17 protein-coding genes are annotated in these 20837 nt (G+C 60.1%); 10 read left to right on the top strand and 7 right to left on the bottom strand.

The annotated features are described in order from the left end of the window. Positions 1-116 precede the first annotated feature (116 nt). The 4 genes from GOW56_RS19740 to GOW56_RS19725 are packed head-to-tail and all read left to right on the top strand — an operon-like array spanning position 117 to position 4208. Positions 117-1043: a glycosyltransferase family 2 protein gene (locus GOW56_RS19740; RefSeq protein WP_171206944.1), complete on the top strand. Its 927-nt coding sequence runs from the start codon at positions 117-119 to the stop codon at positions 1041-1043. 1 nt (position 1044) lies between these two features. Next, positions 1045-2019 carry a lysylphosphatidylglycerol synthase transmembrane domain-containing protein gene (locus GOW56_RS19735; protein ID WP_171206943.1) on the top strand — a complete coding sequence of 325 codons (975 nt, stop codon included), beginning with the start codon at positions 1045-1047 and terminating at the stop codon, positions 2017-2019. After that, the gene (locus GOW56_RS19730) at positions 2016-3455 is read left to right on the top strand and encodes an FAD-dependent oxidoreductase (RefSeq protein WP_171206942.1); all 1440 of its coding nucleotides are present in this window, start codon (positions 2016-2018) and stop codon (positions 3453-3455) included. The genes GOW56_RS19735 and GOW56_RS19730 overlap by 4 nt, the downstream gene beginning before the upstream one ends. Positions 3456-3458: 3 nt before the next feature. After that, complete coding sequence (locus GOW56_RS19725) at positions 3459-4208, top strand: polysaccharide deacetylase family protein (protein ID WP_171206941.1); 750 nt, start codon at positions 3459-3461, stop codon at positions 4206-4208. 3 nt (positions 4209-4211) lie between these two features. On the opposite strand, the gene GOW56_RS22135 is transcribed toward GOW56_RS19725, so the two are convergent. From GOW56_RS22135 to GOW56_RS19710, 3 genes are read right to left on the bottom strand one after another with little or no spacing between them, the layout of a single operon-like run. After that, positions 4212-5753, bottom strand: coding sequence for a GMC oxidoreductase (locus GOW56_RS22135; RefSeq protein ID WP_171206940.1), 1542 nt, complete (start codon positions 5751-5753; stop codon positions 4212-4214). Then, positions 5750-6529, bottom strand: coding sequence for a methyltransferase domain-containing protein (locus GOW56_RS19715; RefSeq protein WP_171120556.1), 780 nt, complete (start codon positions 6527-6529; stop codon positions 5750-5752). Before GOW56_RS19715 ends, GOW56_RS22135 begins: the two co-directional genes overlap by 4 nt. A 13-nt stretch (positions 6530-6542) precedes the next feature. After that, positions 6543-7514, bottom strand: coding sequence for an NAD(P)-dependent oxidoreductase (locus tag GOW56_RS19710; protein ID WP_171120554.1), 972 nt, complete (start codon positions 7512-7514; stop codon positions 6543-6545). A gap of 171 nt (positions 7515-7685) precedes the next feature. On the opposite strand from GOW56_RS19710, the gene GOW56_RS19705 reads away from it, so the two are divergent. The 3 genes from GOW56_RS19705 (at position 7686) to GOW56_RS19695 (ending at position 10893) form a co-directional block, all read left to right on the top strand. Then, entirely contained in the window at positions 7686-8777 is a 1092-nt protein-coding gene (locus tag GOW56_RS19705) for an NAD(P)-dependent oxidoreductase (RefSeq protein ID WP_171172368.1), read from the top strand. A gap of 163 nt (positions 8778-8940) precedes the next feature. Beyond that, on the top strand, positions 8941-10311 hold the full coding sequence (locus tag GOW56_RS19700; protein ID WP_171206939.1) for a nucleotide sugar dehydrogenase: 1371 nt from the start codon (positions 8941-8943) through the stop codon (positions 10309-10311). A gap of 369 nt (positions 10312-10680) precedes the next feature. After that, positions 10681-10893, top strand: a complete 213-nt coding sequence (locus tag GOW56_RS19695) for a hypothetical protein (protein ID WP_171172364.1) — start codon at positions 10681-10683, stop codon at positions 10891-10893. Between the two features lie 4 nt (positions 10894-10897). On the opposite strand, the gene GOW56_RS19690 is transcribed toward GOW56_RS19695, so the two are convergent. Further along, positions 10898-11905, bottom strand: a complete 1008-nt coding sequence (locus GOW56_RS19690) for a replication initiator protein A (RefSeq protein WP_171206938.1) — start codon at positions 11903-11905, stop codon at positions 10898-10900. A gap of 401 nt (positions 11906-12306) precedes the next feature. Between GOW56_RS19690 and GOW56_RS19685 the strand changes: the two genes are divergently transcribed. Both GOW56_RS19685 and GOW56_RS19680 read left to right on the top strand, forming a co-directional pair. Next, positions 12307-13719: an AAA family ATPase gene (locus GOW56_RS19685; protein WP_171206937.1), complete on the top strand. Its 1413-nt coding sequence runs from the start codon at positions 12307-12309 to the stop codon at positions 13717-13719. 77 nt (positions 13720-13796) lie between these two features. Next, positions 13797-14813 (top strand): ParB N-terminal domain-containing protein, encoded by a 1017-nt coding sequence (locus tag GOW56_RS19680; protein WP_171206936.1) that lies wholly within the window; start codon positions 13797-13799, stop codon positions 14811-14813. 118 nt (positions 14814-14931) lie between these two features. On the opposite strand, the gene GOW56_RS19675 is transcribed toward GOW56_RS19680, so the two are convergent. Then, complete coding sequence (locus GOW56_RS19675) at positions 14932-16851, bottom strand: hypothetical protein (protein ID WP_171120527.1); 1920 nt, start codon at positions 16849-16851, stop codon at positions 14932-14934. Positions 16852-16976: 125 nt separating this feature from the next. Then, positions 16977-18032, bottom strand: coding sequence for a tyrosine-type recombinase/integrase (locus tag GOW56_RS19670; RefSeq protein WP_171120525.1), 1056 nt, complete (start codon positions 18030-18032; stop codon positions 16977-16979). Positions 18033-18453: 421 nt separating this feature from the next. On the opposite strand from GOW56_RS19670, the gene GOW56_RS19665 reads away from it, so the two are divergent. Then, positions 18454-19500 (top strand): FkbM family methyltransferase, encoded by a 1047-nt coding sequence (locus tag GOW56_RS19665; RefSeq protein WP_171206935.1) that lies wholly within the window; start codon positions 18454-18456, stop codon positions 19498-19500. Between the two features lie 192 nt (positions 19501-19692). Here the strand turns inward: GOW56_RS19665 and GOW56_RS19660 are convergent, their stop codons facing one another. Then, positions 19693-20835 (bottom strand): cyclopropane-fatty-acyl-phospholipid synthase family protein, encoded by a 1143-nt coding sequence (locus GOW56_RS19660; protein ID WP_171120520.1) that lies wholly within the window; start codon positions 20833-20835, stop codon positions 19693-19695. Positions 20836-20837: the final 2 nt, after the last annotated feature.

Here is a 20837-nt window from a genome sequence, read left to right as displayed (position 1 = left end):
GTTCGAATACTATACGCAATACAGGGAATTATGCCCGTCATGTTCCAGGCGCCACGCAATTCTTGCAGCGGGGGCTGGGGCAGGGAATATTGAGTGAATAAAAGGTTTTCATTTTCATGAACAAAGTCGCAGAGCCGATGGAGACGAACAGCACCACACCCGAAGAGCTGATCGCATCGGAAACCGCCGGCATGAGCCTGAGCGTGGTCATCCCCGCCTATAACGAGGAAAACGCCGTCCGCCACACGGTCGAGGATGTACGCACCCATCTCGAACCGCTGGGCATTCCCTACGAAATCATCGTGGTGGACGATGCCAGCCAGGACAACACCCGCGCCGAGGCCGAGGCCAGCGGTGCCACCGTCACCTTCAACGATGTCAATTCCGGCTATGGCGCCAGCCTCAAGCGCGGGGTGCGGATGGCGCAACATGAATATGTGGCCATTCTGGACGCCGACAGCACCTATCCCGCGCGCTATCTGCCCGGAATGCTGGCCATGTGCCGCGATCAGGACATGGTCGTGGGCGACCGGGGCGCGGCGATGAAGAACGTGCCGCTGCTGCGCCGTCCCGCCAAGAAATTCCTGTTCGCCTTTGCCTCGTTCCTGGCCGAACGCAAGATCAATGACCTCAATTCCGGGCTGCGGGTGTTTCGCAAATCCGAGCTGGTCCCGTTCCTGCCGCTCTTGCCGCAGAATTTCTCGTTCACCACCACGATCACGCTGTGCATGACCTCGAACGGCAAGCGGATGATCTATACGCCGATCGAATACGGCAAGCGGGTGGGCAAATCGAAGATCCGGCCGATAGATTTTCTGAACTTCATCATCCTGATCCTGCGCATCAGCACGCTGTTCAATCCGCTGCGGGTGTTCATCCCGCTGGGGCTGGCGTTTTTCACGCTGGGAACGGTGAAGTTCATTATCGACATGTTCTACTGGAACCTCAGCGAAACGGCGGTGTTCTCGTTTCTGGCGGCGATCATGATCTGGTCGCTGGGGCTGATCGCCGACATGATCTCGCGGCTGCATCTCAGACCGTGACATGAGCGGCAAGCTGCTTTCCGACCCAAATCAACGGCGCTGGCTGATCCGGCTGGCCGGATCGGTTCTGGTGCTGGCGATCCTGTTCTGGATCCTTCCAACTGATGCAATCGTGGCAGCGCTGAGGGCGATCCCGATCTGGGTTTTCCTGTCCGTGTTTGTTCTGTTCCTGTTGGCCCATGTTGGCGCGGCCCTGAAATGGTGGCTGCTGCTGAACCGGGGGCTTTCGCCCCTGCTGGCCATCCGGGCGCATTTTGCCGGTCTCGCCGCCAACCTGTGCCTGCCCGGTGCAATCGGCGGCGACACGGTGCGCGCCGGTCTGGCGCAGGCCGCGATGAAGGACGGCGCGCAGGTTGTTGCGGGCGCAACCGTTGACCGGCTGATCGACATGGTGGCGCTGCTGACCCTGTCCTGTCTGGGCCTGGTGCTGACATGGGAGAGTGCTGAGGGCGGGCATATGATCTGGCCAGTGGCGCTGATCCTGCTGGCCGCACTGGCGGGTATGGTTGCATTACCGCGCCTGCTGCCCCTGCCCTGGCGCTATGTCCCGTCGCTGCCCGGCAAGGGCTTTGCCCATCGTCTGGCCGATGCGCTGGCCGGGATGGGCCGCAAACCCGGCACGCTGGCGGTGGCCTTCATCGCATCTGTGCTGATCCAGCTGTTGCTGGTCCTGCTGGCCTGGTGGCTGGCCATCGCGGCGGGTGTCGATGTGGCCGCCGGGCCATGGATTTTTGCCTGGCCGCTGGCCAAGATCATCGCCGTGCTGCCCGTGTCTTTGAACGGGCTGGGCCTGCGCGAGGCCACATTGGCCGGTTTCCTGGCCCCCTTCGGCGCCAGCGCCCCGGCTGTCGTGGCCGCCGGGCTGGTCTGGCAGGTTGTGTTGTTTACAGCGGGCGGGTTTGGCGCGCTGGTTCTGACCATGTCCGGAATGCGGTTCAGCGCCCCGGCAAATTCCCAAAAGGAAGAGTGCAAGTGACGGATGTTTCCCGACCAACAGGCGGCGACACGCCTGAAATCATTATCCTCGGTGCCGGGCCCGCCGGTCTGGCCGCGGCCCATGCCCTGACCGGGCAGGCCAAAGTGACCGTGATCGAACGCGCGCCCAGTGCGGGTGGCAATTCGGCCTCGTTCCCGATTGAGGGCGTGATCTGCGATTATGGCTCGCACCGGTTTCATCCGGCGGCAGAGCCCGAGGTTCTGGCCGATGTGAAAGCCCTGCTGGGCGACGATCTGCTGCTGCGTCCGCGCCACGGGCGTATCCGGCTGGGCGGCAAGTGGATTCACTTTCCGCTGAAACTGACCGACGCGCTGATGCGCCTGCCCAAACCCTTTGCCGCGTCGCTGATCGGCGACATGGTGCTGAAACCCTTCCGCAAGAAAAGCGAAGGCCCCGAGACATTCTCGACCGTGCTGTATGACGGGCTGGGCCCGACGATTTCGGACAATTTCTATTTCCCATACGTGCGCAAGCTTTGGGGGCTGGATCCGGACAAGCTGGCGGTGAAACTGGCGGAACGACGGGTCGGCAGCGGCTCGGTCGGCAAGATCCTGATGAAGATGCTGCGCCTGCTGCCGGGGCTGCGCAGCGAAACGGCGGGCCGGTTCTTTTATCCGCGCAAGGGGTTCGGGCAGATCTCGGACGCGATGCGCAACAGTGCCGAGGCCAATGGCGCCACCTTCCTGTTCAACACCGAAATCACCGCCATCGAACGGGACGGCAATCGCATCACCGGGTTGACGATCCGCGCCGAAGAAGGCGAGCGGCACCTGACCGGCGATCTGATCCTGTCGACCATCCCGCTGACCGGGCTGACGCGCCTGATCGGCGATGCTCCGGCCGAGGTGGTCGAAGCCGCCCGCGCCATCCGCTTCCGCGGCATGATCCTGCTGTACCTGGTGCTTGAGACCGACCAGTTCACCGAGTTCGATGCGCATTACTTCCCGGAACTGTCGATCCCGATCAGCCGCATGTCCGAGCCCAAGAACTATAACGCCAGTGGCGAGCCGAAGGGCGTCACCGTTCTGTGCGCCGAACTGCCCTGCGACCCGCATGAGAAATGGTGGTCCATGTCCGACGAGGAACTGGGGCAGGAATTCACCAAATGGCTGGGTCAGCTGGGCCTGCCCGTCACGGTACCGGTGCGCCGCTGCGAAACCCGCCGGCTGAGCCATGCCTATCCGGTCTACGATGTAGGCTATGAAGACCGGTTCGATACGGTCGATCAGTGGCTCTCGGATCTGGACGGATTTCTCGTATTTGGACGGCAGGGCCTGTTCGCCCACGATAATACGCACCACGCCTTTGCCATGGCCTATGGCGCGGCGGATTGCATCAACGACAAGGGCAATGTCGACCGCGCGAAATGGAACAGCTATCGCGAGGTCTTTGCCACCCATGTGGTGGAAGACTGACCCATGCCCGCCTGGCAGGCCGATATCCTGATGTATCATTCGATCTCGGACGCACCGGGGCCAACCTCGATTGCACCCGACATCTTTGCGGCGCAGATGCAGGCGCTGGCGGCATCCGGCCTGCCGGTGGTCACGCCGGACGCGCTGGCCAACCCGCCTGCCCCCCGTGTGGTCATCATCAGTTTCGATGACGGGTTCCAGGATTTCGCCGATACCGCCTGGCCGATCCTGCGCGAACATGGCTTCTGCCCGATCGTCTATCTGCCCTCGGGCCTGATGGGCGGCACCGACAGCTGGGCCGGGGGCAATATCCCGCCCCGCCCGCTGATGGATTGGGACAGGGTCAAGGCGCTGGCAGGTGAAGGCGTCTGTTTTGGCGCACATAGTGTCAGCCATCCCGATCTGTCGACGCTGGATGCAGAGGCCCTGGAGGAAGAAGTCACCGGATCCGGTCAGGATATTGCCGCCCGGCTTGGTCAACCCGCCCGGCATTTCGCCCCGCCCTATGGCGCGTCGAACCCGAATGTACGCGCACAGATTGCCCGGCACTACGACACCTCGGTCGGCACAAGGCTGGGCGTGGCCGGGCCAGGGGATGATATCCACGACCTGCCCCGGCTCGAGATGTTCTATTTCACCGACATCGCCCGCTGGCAGGCGCATCTGGCCGGGCGCGGCGGGTCCTATCTGGCGGCCCGCAAACTGATGCGCGGCGTGCGAAGCGGGCTGAGCAGGGTGCTGCCCATCAACTGAATGTCAGGCTTCGGGTGCAAGCGTTCCGATCCGGTGGGCATTCGCCATCACACTGAATGTAATTGTCGTGGCCGGGATGGTCGGCAGGACAGAGGCATCAACGACGTGAATGCGCGTCGCGCCATGCGGGCGCCCCAGCACATCGCTTTCACCCGGGCCCGGGGCATCTGACATCGGCAGATCACCTCCGACATGAAAACTGGCCCCCGGCGCCCCGAACCGCGCTGCAAAAGACAGGCTGGTCAGACCAAGCCCCCGCAAGGTCCGGCCATAGCGCGCAAGCGCTGCCCGCATTGTCTCGGCGGTTGCGGGATTTTCGTTCAGTTCCGGGCGTAACCGCCCATCCTCTGCCAGACGCAAGGCTATTTCATGCGAATGATCGGAATGCAGGAAAACCTGCGCCACGATCAGACGTCGGGCCAGCGCCTCAAGCAGCGGCCCGCTGCCGGGTATCCGGTTTCCATAGTTCTGTTTCAGATCGCGGGCATAGTATTCATTCCAGGTATAGATCTGCGCGTGAACCAGTTGCCGCGACACGGTCGGGTCATCCAGTTCGGCAAAAAGCTGCGGCAGCGTCTGATAGGGCAAAACATCGGGCCGCCTTGACGCCCGCCAGCGGTGCAGCATCGGCAGAAAGGCCTGCTGGCTGTCTTTCAACACCAGCTCCATGCCCCGCAAGCCGGGTGACGCCAACAGGATACGCGCGCTTTCCAGCACCCCGGCGGCCAGAAACACCCGGTTTCCGCGGACATCGCTGCCATCTGCCAAAGTGACGGCAACCTCGTCGCCTTCCTCGCGGACCTGCCGCACCACGTGATCCGCGCGGTAGGCAAAGCCTGGCTCTGCCTGCAACGCCATGCGGGTTTGTCTTGCAGACCAGATCAGCGACCACGGGCACCCGTGCAGACACAGCCCGCAGGTCTGACAGCCCGGCCCAACCGCCTGCCGCGCCAGACCGACATGCATCCCAGCCCCCTGCAATGCCTTCGCCTTCTGCCTGGAACGGGCCAGCAGCATCTTGGCCTGCGCGGTTGGTGGAACGGGTGTTCGGCCTGTCATATCGCAGGCGGGAAAGAGGTCTTGCAGCCCGTCCTGTTGCCCGGACACGGGCATTATATCCGCCACCGCCCTGTAATGTGGGGCAAGATCGTCGGTCGTTATGGGCCAGTCGTCGATATCCGCTTGCCGATACGGCAAGACCGCAGCGCCCCAGACATTGGACAGCCCGCCCGCCGCCCGCGACGCGCGCAAAGCAAACCAATCCGCCCCTTCCGCCAGTGTGCGCGCAGATGAGGCCAGCGCATAACCTGTTCCATAGCGCCACACCTCGCCTTCCGGGGCCTGAAACTGAGGCTCCATCCAGGCTGTACGCGCCTCGGCGCTCCAGTCTTCGGCGCGGGTTCGGGACATCTGCTGCACCCGGTCCGTGACCCCGGGCCCCGGTTCCACCCCGGCATCCAGCATCGTGACGTTTCGCCCCCGCGCCAGTAAGGCCCGGGCGACGGAAACCCCGGCAGGCCCGGACCCTATCACAAGATCGCTCACTGCGCCTTTACTGCCCGGACCAGAACCAGCATTTCATAGTTGGGATCATGGGTGGACAGTTCTTCGGGCGCAATTTCACTGGCCCCAAGGCCGTGCAGGTTGCAGATGCAGGTAAAGACATTGCCAACGGTCGACACCTCGACATTCTCTGCCGGGAAGACCGCCCGGAACAGGCGGCGCTTGGACTGGCTGGTGAAATGCCAGTATTCGCCCCAGTCATCCACGCCTTCGCGCCGCGCCACACGGGTCATCCCATGCGAGGTGCACAGCACCACGCCACCGGGTTTCAGAATGCGTTCCAGCGTTGCGATCGCCTTGTCGACCTCAAAGATCATCTGAAGGGTTTGGGTGATGATGATGCAGTCGAAACTGTTGTCGGGAATATGCGGCGCATCGGTGATATCCGCCACGATGGTCGCTTGTGGATTGCCCTCGACATAGCTCAGCACATCCGCCTGCGTGACCCGGTCACCGCCGAATTTCTTCGTATAGGCCGGATCGCCGAATTCCAGAACCCGGCCACGGATGTCGTCGCTGTGGTTTTGCAGGAACTCTTCCATGTAATAGCGCTCGATGGTCAGCAGATCGCGGTCCTGGCCGAACACGGCACTGATCGGCGACAGCCGCCGCAGCCCGCCGAAATCCACCGACCCCACGGGGGTCGATTGCAGGTTGTGCAGCCGCTGCTGTTTGCGGATCCATTTCCGCAGCCTTTCGGGCAGCAGCACGGTTGCGGTGTCGCGCACCAGCTTTTCAACTCTTTGTCCCGGTGTCATCGTGATCAGCCCTTCATGCGTAGGCTTTGGCGCGTTTCTCGGCCATGATATCGGCGATGATATCATCCAGCGTGCGCGCCGGGCTGAACCCGGTATAGCGCCGCAGCTTGGACACATCCGGCAGACGGCGGGCCATGTCTTCGAACCCTTCGGGATAGACCTCTTCGTAAGGCACCAGCCGGATTTCCGAGGTTGAGCCCGTTGCGGCAATCACCTTTTCGGCCAGCCCCCGGATCGTCACTTCCTGTTCACCACCGATATTGAAGACCTGCCCCCGGGCTTCGGGGACATCGAGCAGACGCACAAGCGCCTCGATCACATCGGCCACATGGCTGAAACAGCGCGATTGCTCGCCGGTGCCATGAACCTGAATCGGCTGACCGGCCAGGGCCGCTTCGATGAAGTTCGGCACCACCATGCCATAGCGCCCGGTCTGGCGCGGGCCAGTCGTGTTGAAAAAGCGCAGCACGACCACCGGCAGATCCACCTCGCGCGCATAGGCCAGTGCCATGAACTCATCCAGCGTTTTGGCGCAGGCATAGGACCAGCGCAGCACGCTGGTTGCGCCGATCGTCAGGTCGTCATCTTCGTTGAACGGGAATTTCGAGGCCTTGCCGTAAACCTCGGAACTGGAGGCGATGAAGACCAGCGGCTTGTGGCGCAGGGCCGCGCGCAACACGTTCTGCGTGCCGTCGACATTGGTCGCAATCGACTGGCTGGGCTGATCCATGATCAGCTTGACCCCGACCGCGGCGGCCAGGTGAAACACCGCGTCAGCAGCCCCGACCAGTTCCTCGACCAATGTGGCATCCAGAACGCTGCCTTCGACAAAACGAAAGGCGGAATGATCCTGAACGGAAGACAGGTTTTGCAGCGATCCGGTGGACAGGTCATCCAGCACCGTCACCTCATGCCCATTGCCAATCAGACGCTCGGCCAGATGCGATCCGATAAAACCGGCCCCGCCCGTGATCAAAATTTGCATGAATAACCCTCGTACCAACAGAATCCACTCTAATGCCACAGGCTTAGCATAGGGATCGGTGGCCACCAAATGGTAGATACCGCTATGGTGCGCTGACAGGCCGGGCCTGCACAGTTTTGGAAAAAGGGCTGAATTGTTGCACAACGCATTAAGAATGTTGAACCTGCGGACATGACCGAAAAACACGTGGACCCCCGCCCCGGCGACGGCCTTGCAGGCCAGCGCGTGGTCGTGACCGGCGCCACCGGTTTCATCGGCCGGCGCCTGATCGATGCGCTGCTGAAACTGGGATGTGACGTGACCGCCTTGCTGCGCACGCGCCACGGGGCTGCCGCATTGGAACAGGCCGGAGCAAAGGCACTGGTTTGCCGGCTGCACCCCGGCCCGGCTCTGACGCAGGCGCTGGACGGTGCGGCGGCTCTGTTTCATCTGGCTTACGATTTCCGGGCCCCCGGCGCGGACAACCTTGCAGCCTTCGACGCGCTTGCCAAAGCCGCCGAAGACGGGTCTTGCAACCGTATCGTGCATCTGAGTTCCGCCGTGGTCTATGACAGCTGGCCCAACGGGCCGATCACCGAACGCAACCCGATCACGCCGGAAGATGTGCAAAGCTATCGCGGTGCCAAAATTGCGATGGAACAGAGACTGTTACAGGGGAAATGCGATGCCGCCATCTTGCAGCCGACCATCGTCTATGGGCCCGGCAGTGCGCTTTGGACCAACGGGCCATTGGCGATGATGCGCAGGGGCGGCATCATCCTGCCCGACCCGCCCGGACAATGCCCGGCCGTGCATGTCGATGACGTGGTGCAGGCCGCCCTGCGCGCGGCCTCATCACCCCGGACCGGGGTCGAGCGATACCTGATCAGCGGGCCGGACATGTTGGGATGGAAGACGTTTTTCGAAGGCTATGCCCACCTTGCCGGATGCGGAGAGGTTCGGATTGATCCGGCTGCGAACCCGACCCCGCCGCCGTCGCCCAATGGCAATGCGCCCTCAGGCCCCTCTCTGGCGGGGCAGCTCAGCGCGCATCTGCGCCGCCTTGTCGGGCGCCGCCGGGTCGAGGCCGCCGCAAACTGGGCACGGTCCGTTCAGGCCCGGCTGGCAAAACCCCGGCCCGTGATGCCTGACATGGCGGGACGCAGGCTTTTTGCCGGTCAGCCAGAGGTTTCAACCCGATATGCACAGGATCAGATCGGGTATGTGCCTCGTGTTTCCTTCGACGAATGGATCGAGCATATGCGAAAACAATCGGCACGCTGATTCAAGACTGCCTTGTTTTTGGAAACACCCATTCCGGGTCTTTGCCGGGAACGACAAATTAGTTGGCTTCGTTCCCGATCTGTCCTATCCGATGAAGAGAGAAGGTTTCCAATCTGCTAAGCTAATTTTAATTCAGTGTGACTTTGTACGATCAGGATAGATTATGAACTACGAAACCTCGCACCATCAGTCCCTCAAGCAGCTTATCGCGGCGCGCGATGCGCGGGTTGCCGTGGTCGGGCTGGGCTATGTTGGCCTGCCGCTGGCGCTGACGGCTTATGATGAAGGGTTTGATACCACCGGCGTTGATCTCAACCCCGACCGGGTGGCGCGGATCAATCAGGGCGATCAGGTCATCTCCTATCTGGCATCCGACCGGATCGCACACGCGGTAGAGAGTGGGCGCTTTCGCGCAACGCAGGACGCCGCAGCACTGGCCGAGGCCGATATCATCCTGATCTGTGTGCCGACCCCGCTGACCGACGCACAAGATCCCGACATGCGCTTTGTCGCCGCCGCCGCGCAGACCATCGCACAGCATCTGCGCCCCGGTCAGATGGTGGTGCTGGAAAGCAGCGTCTGGCCCGGAGCCACGACCACGCTGGTTCAGCCGATCCTCGAAGCGGGCGGGTTGCGGGCAGGTTCCGATTTCTTCCTGGCCTTCTCGCCCGAGCGCGAAGACCCCGGCAATGACAAGTTCGACACGCACAGCATCCCGAAAGTGGTCGGTGCCGACGATCCGCAATCGCGGCAACTGGTCGAAGATTTCTATCGCGCCATCGTCACCAGCGCCGTGCCGGTCAGCTCGGCCGCCACCGCCGAAGCGGTGAAGCTGGTCGAAAACAGCTTTCGCACCGTCAATATCGCGCTGGTCAACGAATTGAAGACCGCGCTTGAAGCAATGGACGTGGATGTCTGGGAAGTGATCGAGGCCGCGGCGACCAAGCCGTTTGGCTTCATGCCCTTCTATCCCGGTCCTGGAATTGGTGGGGCCTGCATCCCGGTGTCTCCGGCCTATCTGGCCTGGCGCGCCGCGGATGCAGGATCTGATACGCCGCTGATCAATCTGGCCCGCTCCAGCAATGACGCGGTCCCTTCGATGCTGGCGGCACGGATGGCGGCGGAACTGGCCGCGCGCAACGGCTCGGCGCTGGCGGAAACCGGACAGCCCCTGACCGGACAGCGCATTCTGCTGATGGGCATCGCCTATAAGCGCGATGTCGAGGATACCCGCCGCAGCCCGGCGCTGGTGCTGCTGGACGAGCTGGAGAAGCTGGGGGCCGAGGTTGACTATCACGATCCGTATTTCCCCCGCCTGCCCGAAGGTAGCGAATACCCGCAGCTTGCGGGCCGGACCTCCCAGCCGCTGACGGCGGACAACCTGAAACGCTATGCGGCGGTGGCCGTAATCACCGATCACAGCGCCCCGGATTATGGTCTTGTCGCGCGCGAGGCCGCGCTGGTCTTCGATACGCGCAACGTCTTTGAAAAGCAGGGGATCAGGGTGGCAGACGGACGGCTGGTCAAGATGTGACCCCCCAAAACCTCTGATCATTCAATGGCCAAAGCGCGCGAGTCTGCCATTCCATCCAAATGATCGCGGATTGACAAAACTGTGTCATAGGCGGGCCTTTGCACATTTTCTGGGGTCGTCGGCATTCTATATTGCTGTCACAAAAGTTTTAAGGAACTATCTGTTCAGACATATTCATGTCTCAATAAATTATAAGCAGTGTCGCACGAGTAGTGGAGCAATGCTCCTTCCGGTAAAAATAACCAAATTTTAACCTCTGGTGGTTCAAAGTTTTGCCATGATTTCATCGCGGAATCATTTTGGGCATCTGCTCAATGGCATGACGGCGCCCACCTGGGTTTGACCAGACCAAGACCATAGCCGGAGGACTTGGAGAAGATGATTGGAATTATCGGGATAGCCATTCTAGTTGGCCTGTGCGCCGGCGGGTTTGCTTTGATTTCCGGTGCGTCCATCCTGATGGCTCTGGGCAGCTACATCCTCTTCGGCTGGCTGTTCATCATTGCCGCCCTCATTGTTATCGGCGCTGTCAAAATCGTGAAGACACGCGTGCAGAAACAAAACCCCGCCTATTCCAGCTAAGCGCCTAGTCCCGTCCGGCGACCCTTTTGGCCACATAGCCCAGAAACGCCCGCTGCGGGTTTCTGATCTGTGGGCGACCCGATGCAGCCCAATAGGCCAGCCAATCCGCTTCCAGCGCATAGACATCGCGGCCCGGCGCCATCGCCCTGGCCTCCTCCAGCGCCTGCGGCGGCAGGATCGGCTTGTCCGGCCCCTCGACCACCTGACCCCGGCGCGAGAACCGGATCAGGTCGTCCGGCTCTTCGGTCATCTCATAATCGGGTAGGTGATCGGCTGCGATCATGTCACGGATCATCTTGCGGAACACCCGCCGGGGTGAGGCCGAGCCGGACTTTTTCAACAGCACCTCGACCGAGATCCGCCACTCGGGCTGACGCCCGCAATGTTTGCGTGCCAGCTCATAAATCCGCCGCTCGAGCGGTTTGCGCAGGCGGAAGTAATCGCGGCTGAGGGTCAGCACCGATTTCGCCAGCACCGCGCGGAACAGCCAGTCCGACAGTTTCACGCTGACGCTGGCCATCCGCCCCGCCCTTGTGTGACGCACGATTTCCCAGCTCTCGATCAGGCCGAACCCCGTGGTGGTTTCCGTTTCACCCGTCACAATGTTAGTGGTGATCCTTGTGCCGGCCAGCCGCTCGAACGCTTCGCGCAGACGCTTGTAACCGTCACCGCTGGTTTCGCGGTTGGTAGCCACCAGCAGATCATGCGCCTTCAGATGCAACACCCGGCTGACCGTCCGGCCCGCATTGATCGCCGCCATCAGCTGGCTGATGCAAAAGATCAGGATGTCCTTGTCGTGGATCGTCGCCAGACCGCGCACCGAAGGCGTCACCGTGATCTGGACCCCGTTATGTTCGTAATTGAGGATGCGCCGGTCCGGCCGGGTCGAGAGCGAAAACATAGGATGCTCCATCGAACCCATATCTGTCTTGGGCAGCGCATCGAAGATATCGCATACAAAAAAATCGCCCGTTGGGTGCCGGTCAGGCAACAACGCCCCTGACCCGCTCATACTGCCCTGCCCATATGTCCTGCCCGAATCTTTGTTCGTGGTTTTATTGACGCTCACCGTAGAGTTATCCACAGGAGGCGTAAAGCCGCCGGAACGTGGGTTCAGAGTCACTGCAACGTGGGATCAGAGTCACCCTATCGTGGGATCAGATTCACTGTGATCTGCGAGAAATACAAAAACCTCTTTTTTTTCTTATACTTAATAGAACTCAAATTCAGCCGTAACTGATAAGATAACAGGATTCTAACTGAACATTTTTTTGCTATACGCCCAAAAGCAGCGTCTCGAAGGCTTTCTACCCTTTAATTTTGCTTAGAAAATCCGGTTTTGTGCTCATAATGCTTTCACATGCCTCCTTTTGTGATATATTGACGAAAACATAGCACATAGGCAGCATTTCAATGCGAGCAGCAACGTCCGAGGGGCTTCCCCCGTATTTCAATATCGACCCGGATCTGGCCTATGCTGAACTGGGCGACCCAACTGGAACACATGAGTTCTCGCAAATCGCGGATGCCTGTGCGCGGGGGCGTAGCGACCTGGCGAACCGGGGGCTGGAAGAAAACGGTCAGAAAAAGCTGCGCCTGTTTTCGACCTGGGAAATCACCAAATATCTGATCCCTGTCGCGCCCGCTCATTTTCGCCGGGTCCTGAAAGGCAATCCGGATTTGCCCCAAGGGCAGTCCGAAACCGAAGGCGGTGCCAAGTGGTTTACGCTGGATGAGGTTCTGCGGCTGCGAGCACATTTCGCCTCGGAAGGATCCAAGGCAAAAGAATACCGCCCCTACCGCCCCGAGGGTCTGCCCGCCAAGATCGTGTCCGTGGCCAATTTCAAGGGCGGTGTTGGCAAAACCTCGACCTGCGCGCATCTGGCCATGTCGGCGGCTCTGGACGGTTACAAGGTACTGGTCATCGACCTGGACAGCCAGGGTTCGATGACGTCGATCTTTGGCGGCAAAGTCAGCGATGAATGGCAGACGGTGTTCCCCTTGCTCGCCCGCCACTACGCCACCCATCTGCGCCGCGACAATCAGGGGCGTCTTGACCGGGGTGAGGCCCCGCATCCGATCGATGATACCCTGTCCGAGGCGCTGAAGACCCGCAGCCGCGATCTGATCCAAACCACTCACTGGCCGAATATCGATCTGATCGGAGCGCAGCTGAACCTCTACTGGGCGGAATTCCAGATCCCGGTCTGGCGGATGCAGGGCCGCAGCTGGAAGCTGTGGGATGCGCTGACGGATACGCTGGACGAGGATGGGGTGCTGGACGATTACGATATCATTTTCATCGATACCCCCCCTGCCCTTGGCTATCTGACGATCAACGGGCTGGCGGCTTCGGATATCCTTCTGGTGCCCATGGGGGCCTCGTTCCTGGAGTTCGACTCCACGGGGCGCTTCTTTGACATGCTGCATTCCACCTTCCAGTCCATCGAGGATGGCGAGAACATGGCCGCCCGCGCCCTGGGGCGGCCCGAGATGGCGTTTCAGTGGGATGCGGTGCGCACGATCATCACCCGCTATGATGGCAGCCAGCAGGCGGAGCTGGCCGGGCTGATGCAGGCCTATCTGGGCCGGACCCTGTCGCCGCACTGGCAGGGCTACACGGCGCTGATCGGTCAGGCGGGGGAACAGGTCAACGGTATCTACGAGGCCGATTACCGCGATTTCAACCGCGAGACCTATGTGCGCGGGCGGGAAACCTTTGATGCCACCTATGCTTCGTTCAAGAAGCTGCTGATCGGCGTCTGGCGGGGCGAAGAACGGGCCCGGCAGGCCGAAGAGGCGGGAACACCGGAATTGTCGCTCTGAGCGCGATGTTTCGCGCGCGAAACACGCCTGTCACGTCCCGAAACCGAGTCTGATCCGCGCAGGAAAAGGAGAAACCAATGGCAAAACGCAAACGACTGACCCCTGCCCGGCCGGATTATCTGGAAGACAACCGCCCTGCCCCCGGGGTGAACCCGATGTTCCCCACAGACGCCCCCCGGACCACGCCGCCGGTTGCGCAGGTGGCCGGGGCCACGGCGGCTCAGGCGGCGCTGGAAGAGCTGTCCGGAGAATTGCGTGCCGCGCGGGCCGAAGGGCGCTTGGTGCAGGATCTGCCATTGGACGCCATCGAGGAAACCTATTTGGTGCGTGATCGCATGGCGGCAGATGACGCGGATATGGAGGCGCTGAAGGAAAGCCTGAAGACCCGCGGGCAGCAAACCCCGATCGAGGTCGTGGAACTGGAGGGCGGGCGTTACGGGTTGATCTCGGGCTGGCGGCGTCTGACAGCGCTGCGGGCTTTGGCGCAGCAGACGGGCGAGGCCCGCTTTGAGACCGTGCGTGCGTTCCTCAGGCAGCCGCAGAGCGCATCTGATGCCTATGTGGCCATGGTCGAGGAAAATGAAATCCGCGTCGGGCTGAGCTATTACGAGCGCGCCCGGATCGTGGCGCGCGCGGCAGAGCAGGGCGTTTACCCGGATGAAGCCGCTGCCCTGCGTGGTTTGTTCGCATCGGCCAGCCGGGCGAAGCGATCCAAGATCGGCTCGTTCATCGCGATCTATCACGCCCTGGATGACCATCTGCGCTTTGCGTCATCTATTCCTGAACGGTTGGGGCTGTCGATTGCGAAAGTTTTGAAAGAGGAGGCAAAAGCAGCTTCCTTGATCACCACCGCTCTGCGGAAGGCCGCGCCTCAGAGCGGGGAAGCCGAGATTTCCGCTCTGACCCGTGCAGTGAGCGGCCTGGGGTCGAATGGGGAAAACCCACCTGCTGCAAAGGCCCCCCTGAAAGAGACATTCGGCGGCATTCAGTTGAAACAGAGTCGAAACGGTGCACAGGTCACCCTGTCCGGCGAGGGAATGTCCGAGACATTTCTTGCGGAGCTGAAAGCCTGGCTGCACGCGCGCGGTACATGATGTTTCGCGCGCGAAACAGCGTGAACGGCTTGCAAGCTTTGCGCCGGGCCGACTTGAAATCTGGAGCATGCAAGCCGACGGAGTTGTGCCCGCCTCAGGCAGTTCCGTGCCACGCCTGTCATTCAAGATACCAAACTGAGTAACGCTGGCCGGCATGCAGAAGCTCAGCGCCGCGGCTGTCCATCCAAGACAGCAATGCAGGCTGATGAACATTGTCCGACAAAACCGTAAACGGTTCGCCCAGCTCGCTACGGATCAGACTGTAAGCCTGTTCCCGGTCCTGTGATACTTCGCTGTTGAAAAATGCGTCCAGACGGTTTTGCCTGGACGTCAGCAAAGCCGGATCAAATCCTTTGACATCTTGCAGCAGATAGCCAGTCTTCATTCCCAGGCCTGTCAAGTAGGTGTCGTCATCGTATAGGATGTAAACCGGACGGCGCGTGAACGGCGTGATGTGCAGGGGTGTGGCAGCGACCAATGTAGGTATGCCCGGTTCGGTTCGGTCACGTATGACGGCCAAAGCATCCCCCAGGCCCTCTGCATCTGTCAGCCTTTGATCTTCACCGGAAAAGGTTACCTGAAACGGCGGTTCATACATTTTGGTTCTGGGATAGGCGGTCGCAAAACCCCCGGCCACTATCAGAAGAAGAAGTGCGCCTAGCGCCCAGGGTCGTTTCGATTTCCGCCAAAGATACTCTGACCACAAGGCGACAAAAGGCAGGCCGCATAGGGAGGCGACCATCACATATTTGTATTCGTTGCGAAAGTTGGGAACATGCAGAAGCACCGCCATGGAACCTGCTGCGAATGCCGCGAGAGTCAGGAAAGTAAGCTGTTCACGCGGCATGATGCCCCGGTTCATCAGTGCGAACACCCATGCAGCAACAGGAATCAAAAGCCCGGTTGCCGCGGCCACGCCATGGCGCCAGATCTGACCGGGAACATGAAGCTCAATCCCGGCTCCTGCCACGCGATCGCTTGTCTGGGCCGTCACCAGGAAATAGGTGCAGGCCGTTCCCAGCAAGACGGAAGCGTATAAGAGCGAGACGTTTTTCAGGCGCGATTTCATAGTCTGTGTTTGATCCAGAACCCACATAATGCCAGCGGCCCCAAGAAATGTCGCTGCTGCCGGAAGATAAAGGGGGTAAACCAACCCGATACCCACCAGGAACAAAATCCAAAGCGGAATAGCCGTCTTGGGGCTGGAATTGGTTGCCGAGCGCAGGATAGTCAGCAGCATTGCCAGCATCAGGATCAACCCAAGCTGGTTTGTGTTCAGAAACAGGAATTTCAGGCCTGTAGCATCGTAGCGCGCGTCGCCGATGAAATGATGGTAACGCTCGGCCCCGTTCCAGAGAGACGAAGAAATTGCTCTGCCAAGCACGCCGATCGGGTTTGTGGATAAGGCTGCGAGGATCGGGGCGAGCAGCATTGCCACAGGGCCACCGCCGACAGACCTAACGACGAGAATGGACAAAACGCCAAAGCCAAATGCCATTGCCGGGTTTATCCACAAATATGCATTTATCGGCGATTGATCGAGAACCTGCCCAAGCAAGACCCTTTGCAGATGGCCAAACCATGGATATCCCGTGCCCAGCCCGGCCAATTGCCATTCTTCTGGTGCTGTTGGATTTTCTATCAGGGCATAGATTAAATCTGCGTGTAAAAATGTATGTGACCACTGATAAACGTAGGGCGCATTTGCATGTACGACGAGTACAATAAGCGGCAACACCAATGTCGATGGAATAATCAGGCGATAGTTCTGGAGCGGTACCCACTGCCAGGATCGCATGATGAACCAAATGGATCCCAAGTTTATTGTCAGGATGGCCCAGGGGATCGTGCCCGTTCCCATACCTGCATAGGCCAGCGCCAGGTATTGGGCGCAAGACATTGGGATCGAAAGAGCAAACGAAACACCAAAACGATCCCAGATGTCCACATTTCGAAGCAATCGGGAGAACGCAATCCAGGCACCTGGCAGAAAGAGCAGCAAGACAACTGAAATACCGCGCAACAAAATCTCAAACATAAACAGAACACCTGTACTTACCTGTGATCAGGGTTCCATTTGGCAGGGGTGTGATGCAATAAAAAAATCTTGTAGAATCTCACGGTGCCAGCAGGGGATTGTGATAATCCGGGCTTGAAGCGGGCTCACCCCAACAGATCGGTTGCCGGGTTCTCAGAGATATCGACGTCGTCATAGTATTTCTGTGCCTGCGCCATGGAGCGGTGCAGGGACAGGCGCATTGCGGCCTGGATCGGTGCGCCGTCCAAGGCGGCTTGTGTCAGAAACCCTGATCGCAACCCGTGAGGCGAGGCGAAATCTTCGGGCAGCCCGGCCATTTTCAGCCGGTGTTTGACGATCTGCGCAATCGCATCTGGCGACAGGCGGCGGTTCAGCACCCGGTCCGCCTTGGAGATGGGGCGGAACAATGGCCCGTCCGATATCTCTCCTACCTCGATCCAGTGGATCAGCGCCTGCGCGGCCCGTCCCTTCAGGACCAGCCGGGGTGTCTCGCCCTTTGCCGTTGTTTTGGTTTCCAGCAATGAGATCCAGATCAGCCCTTTGTCTTCGAACTCTTTGCAGGACACATCCTCGCGTCGCAGGGCGGTGATCTCGGACCGGCGCCGACCGCCGCTGGCCCAGCCCAGCATCAGGATGGCGCGGTCGCGGCAGTCCCGACGGGTGCCGCGGCAGGTGGCGAGCAGCTGTTCCAGCACGCCCCGGGTGATGGGGTGGGCGGATTTTGGAGCCGGGGGGCGTGCCGCCGCGCGCCGCGCCTTGGACCGGGCCTGTTTCACCTGCGGCGCCTCAAACGGGCTGGCGAGGTTCTTCATCCGGTGAAACGCCAGCCAGGAGGCGATGCGCCGATCCAGCGTGGACGGGGCAGGGCAGGCCAGCGACTTGCGCACCCCTTGCGCAATGAGCGCCTCAGCTGTTTGACGCGCCGGATCGTCGGTGGGTGCATCCCCCAGGCTACGGGCATGATCGAGAATGAAGGCCAGCGCGGTGGCCTCGGATTCCGGCCAGTCCAGTGCAGTGCCAAAGCGGGCGGTTTTCCAGGCGGTCACATAGAGCAGGTCGCGCTCATAGGCGCGCAGGGTATTGGCGGGTGTGCCGCGCACATAAAGGTCTGTCAACGCGTCCTGATCCGCCTGCGACAGGGCAGGGGAGGTGGCCGGGAGATAGGGGGCAGGGGTGGTCATGGCCTCTAATCTGGGCCGGTTTTGCGCGGAAATCAAGTATACATGATAAGGGGTACTTATCGAGTTTAATAATGAAAAACCAAAATAGGCAATATAGAATGCATAACACCAGGAAAATGAGTATTGTCCAAAACTCAGCTTGAAATCACTCCCTTAAAAATGACCTCGATCAGTGTTCTCTTGGGGCTCAGACCCCACTGTTTCCCGCTTCAAGAACGCGCGGTCGCATGTCTGTGCTTTGCGGTGAACGGATGCGCAAGAAGATGCCACCCGATACAATCTGCGTCGCGCCAAGCCAGCCCACCGTGCAGCGTGGCAGAACAAGTTTTCTGTCCCTGTTCGAAAGTATCCAAACCATGTAAAGGATTCGAAACGGAAAACGTCCTCAAAACACTAGCAACAGACAGGCGGACTCAGTGACATGACAGAGATCATATCGTCCCATTCGCACGGCGCGGAAGACATCCTTTTGCATCGTACCCTGCAAGGAGTGGAGGCGGGATTCTACATCGACATTGGTGCCTTTGACCCCGTCGAAGAGTCCATAACGAAGATCTTCTATGATGCGGGTTGGAACGGTATCAACCTGGAACCCAACCCCGATGCTTTTGCGCGCCTGCAGGAACTGCGCCCCCGCGACATAAATCTCGATATCGCCGTGAGTGATACAGAAGGCACGCTGACGCTCAACCTGCTCCGCGATACGGGGCTGACGACGCTTGTCAAAGACATTGCCGAGACCCATGCCGACAAGGGTTGGGATGTCGAAGCGCTGGAGGTTCAGACCCGGCGACTGGCGGATATCTGGCATGCACATGTTCCCGCAGGGCAAGAGGTGCACTTCCTGAAGATCGATGTCGAAGGCGCTGAAGAGGCCGTGATCCGGAGTGCGGACTGGACTCGCCACCGCCCCTGGATCGTTGTGGCAGAGGCCGTTGTGCCGTTGAGCACGGAGCAGAACCACCATGCATGGGATCCTCTGCTTTTGGAGGCGGGATACCAATTCGCCTATTTCGACGGATTGAACCGCTACTATGTCGCGGAGGAAAAATCAGAGCTTGCGGAACGCTTCTTCCCGCCCCTGAATGTTGCCATCGACCAATACACGCCGAACAGCACGCGTCAGGCCTTGGCAGAAGTGGAACGGCACCGTCAGGTGCTGAACGACCTTTCGGCGCATTGCCGCGCTGTTGAGCAGCGCTATGAGGTCGTGTCCGACCTGATGAAACGGCGTCCGCGCCCTTGGTGGGAAATGCTGGTTTTTGACCGAACAGGCACACCGAAGAAGATCTTTCGGCGTATTCTGTTTCACACCAGTGGTGCGCCACGTCGCATGTTCCGCAACTGGGTCATGCAGGACGACGCAGTCCCACATTTGGTTTTCTACACATGGATGTGCAGCGAGGCTTATCAGGCGTTGCCAAAAGCCGTGCGCATCAAGGGCGCCCTGAACGGGGGCGCGGAATAGTGAACGGCAGTTGTGCCGGGTAGACGACCCTAAGCCCTGCGGCTGACAGATGGATGGCATGCGCAGACATCGTCATGGCGGCCGGGCTTTTATGGGGTGCAGAGTTGGGGTCAGGATTACGCAATCAATGCATCCTGACCCTGGTACTGCCCGCAGACACTCATGCGATGCCTGCGGGCCACAAGTTCAGGGCTATGCCTTCTTCTGTACGGCAAAGCCGAAGCAGGTTGACGGGAAACCATCAACGCTCGTTTTCAGGTGACCTTCGCGGTAACTGGAATCGTCGGGCTGGTAGTTCATGAATTTATCGAACTCGAAAGGCGGCAGGTCCACAAAGCAATCCAGCGGATCGTGACCTACGTCGAAGTTCAAAGGAGCAACCGTGTGCCCGGCTTCGTTCAGCCGTTTTGCCAGCGCTTCGAAGTCACGGCGGAGGAACAGGACGGTCTGCCAGTTATCCGTGGTGAGATCGATTTCGGTATAGTTGAATTCCGTCGTGTGCAGCGCGATCCCGCCCGGTTTGAGCGTGTTGAGCGATGCTTCGATGAAGTCGAGGCCGTTCTTGATCGAACCGAGGTGTTCCAGCGCGCAAATGGACCAGCAGAAATCGAACTGCCCGTCGTATTTTGCCGGGATGTCGTTCATGTCGACGTAATCAAGCGATACGTGACGGTCGAAGGCCTCGCGCGGGGCCAGTTTTGCCTCATAGATGGCATCCAGGCTCGCGGTGTGCTGGCCGGTTTCGGCCCAGCCGCGACCATGGACTTCCTCGGGGGCGAGATCGGTCGCAACAACGTCGATCCCCAGGTTGGCAAAGTAGGATGGAAATGGCTCTGTGCCACATCCGAACCCTAATGCGCGCTGTCCCGCAGTCAGTTTCCCGTGGCCGTGCAGATTCTGGAGAATCCAGGCGAATTCCCAAAGTTTGCGATGCGGCAGCGGGGCGGATTGCAACTGGTCCATCCAATAGAGGAACCAGGGTGATTGAACATCCGCCTGTGTGGAAGGCTTGCAGTCCAGCGTGAATGCCTCTGGCTTGTCGGGAACGGGCAGTGTCTTGGTATGCTCGAAAACCTGCCGTCCGATCGCGTAACCCTGCTGCTTGACCGACCACTTGATCGCGTTGAGCTCTTTGAGTTCGTGCCACAAGGCGTTGATGTTGGGCTGGCCGTCGGGCTTGACCATGGCCACCAGATCGTGAAGCACGGCATTCACCCTGTCCGGCTGTATGGCTTCGCTTGCAGCTTGTGTCGCCGCCTGCGAGGCCGCCGCGTCGATGGTCTTGTTGAAAGCAGCCTCAATGGCTGCGCGTTTTTTCTTCCGTGATTTAAACATGT

The sequence above is a fragment of the Ruegeria sp. HKCCA0235A genome, assembly GCF_013033235.1.
Classification (GTDB): Bacteria; Pseudomonadota; Alphaproteobacteria; order Rhodobacterales; family Rhodobacteraceae; genus Ruegeria.
The sequence above is the reverse complement of the archived record's forward strand: the minus strand, read 5'-3'. Positions and strand labels throughout refer to the sequence as shown.

Excerpts from the sequence above, each read along its gene's own strand:
- GOW56_RS19705 (WP_171172368.1), top strand. The coding sequence starts at position 7,686 with ATGACCGAAAAACACGTGGACCCCCGCCCCGGCGACGGCCTTGCAGGC.
- GOW56_RS19675 (WP_171120527.1), bottom strand. The coding sequence starts at position 16,851 with ATGTTTGAGATTTTGTTGCGCGGTATTTCAGTTGTCTTGCTGCTCTTT.
- GOW56_RS19685 (WP_171206937.1), top strand. The coding sequence starts at position 12,307 with ATGCGAGCAGCAACGTCCGAGGGGCTTCCCCCGTATTTCAATATCGAC.
- GOW56_RS19725 (WP_171206941.1), top strand. The coding sequence starts at position 3,459 with ATGCCCGCCTGGCAGGCCGATATCCTGATGTATCATTCGATCTCGGAC.
- GOW56_RS19660 (WP_171120520.1), bottom strand. The coding sequence starts at position 20,835 with ATGTTTAAATCACGGAAGAAAAAACGCGCAGCCATTGAGGCTGCTTTC.
- GOW56_RS19715 (WP_171120556.1), bottom strand. The coding sequence starts at position 6,529 with ATGACACCGGGACAAAGAGTTGAAAAGCTGGTGCGCGACACCGCAACC.
- GOW56_RS19665 (WP_171206935.1), top strand. The coding sequence starts at position 18,454 with ATGACAGAGATCATATCGTCCCATTCGCACGGCGCGGAAGACATCCTT.
- GOW56_RS19740 (WP_171206944.1), top strand. The coding sequence starts at position 117 with ATGAACAAAGTCGCAGAGCCGATGGAGACGAACAGCACCACACCCGAA.
- GOW56_RS19690 (WP_171206938.1), bottom strand. The coding sequence starts at position 11,905 with ATGAGCGGGTCAGGGGCGTTGTTGCCTGACCGGCACCCAACGGGCGAT.
- GOW56_RS19700 (WP_171206939.1), top strand. The coding sequence starts at position 8,941 with ATGAACTACGAAACCTCGCACCATCAGTCCCTCAAGCAGCTTATCGCG.
- GOW56_RS19680 (WP_171206936.1), top strand. The coding sequence starts at position 13,797 with ATGGCAAAACGCAAACGACTGACCCCTGCCCGGCCGGATTATCTGGAA.
- GOW56_RS19735 (WP_171206943.1), top strand. The coding sequence starts at position 1,045 with ATGAGCGGCAAGCTGCTTTCCGACCCAAATCAACGGCGCTGGCTGATC.
- GOW56_RS19670 (WP_171120525.1), bottom strand. The coding sequence starts at position 18,032 with ATGACCACCCCTGCCCCCTATCTCCCGGCCACCTCCCCTGCCCTGTCG.
- GOW56_RS19710 (WP_171120554.1), bottom strand. The coding sequence starts at position 7,514 with ATGCAAATTTTGATCACGGGCGGGGCCGGTTTTATCGGATCGCATCTG.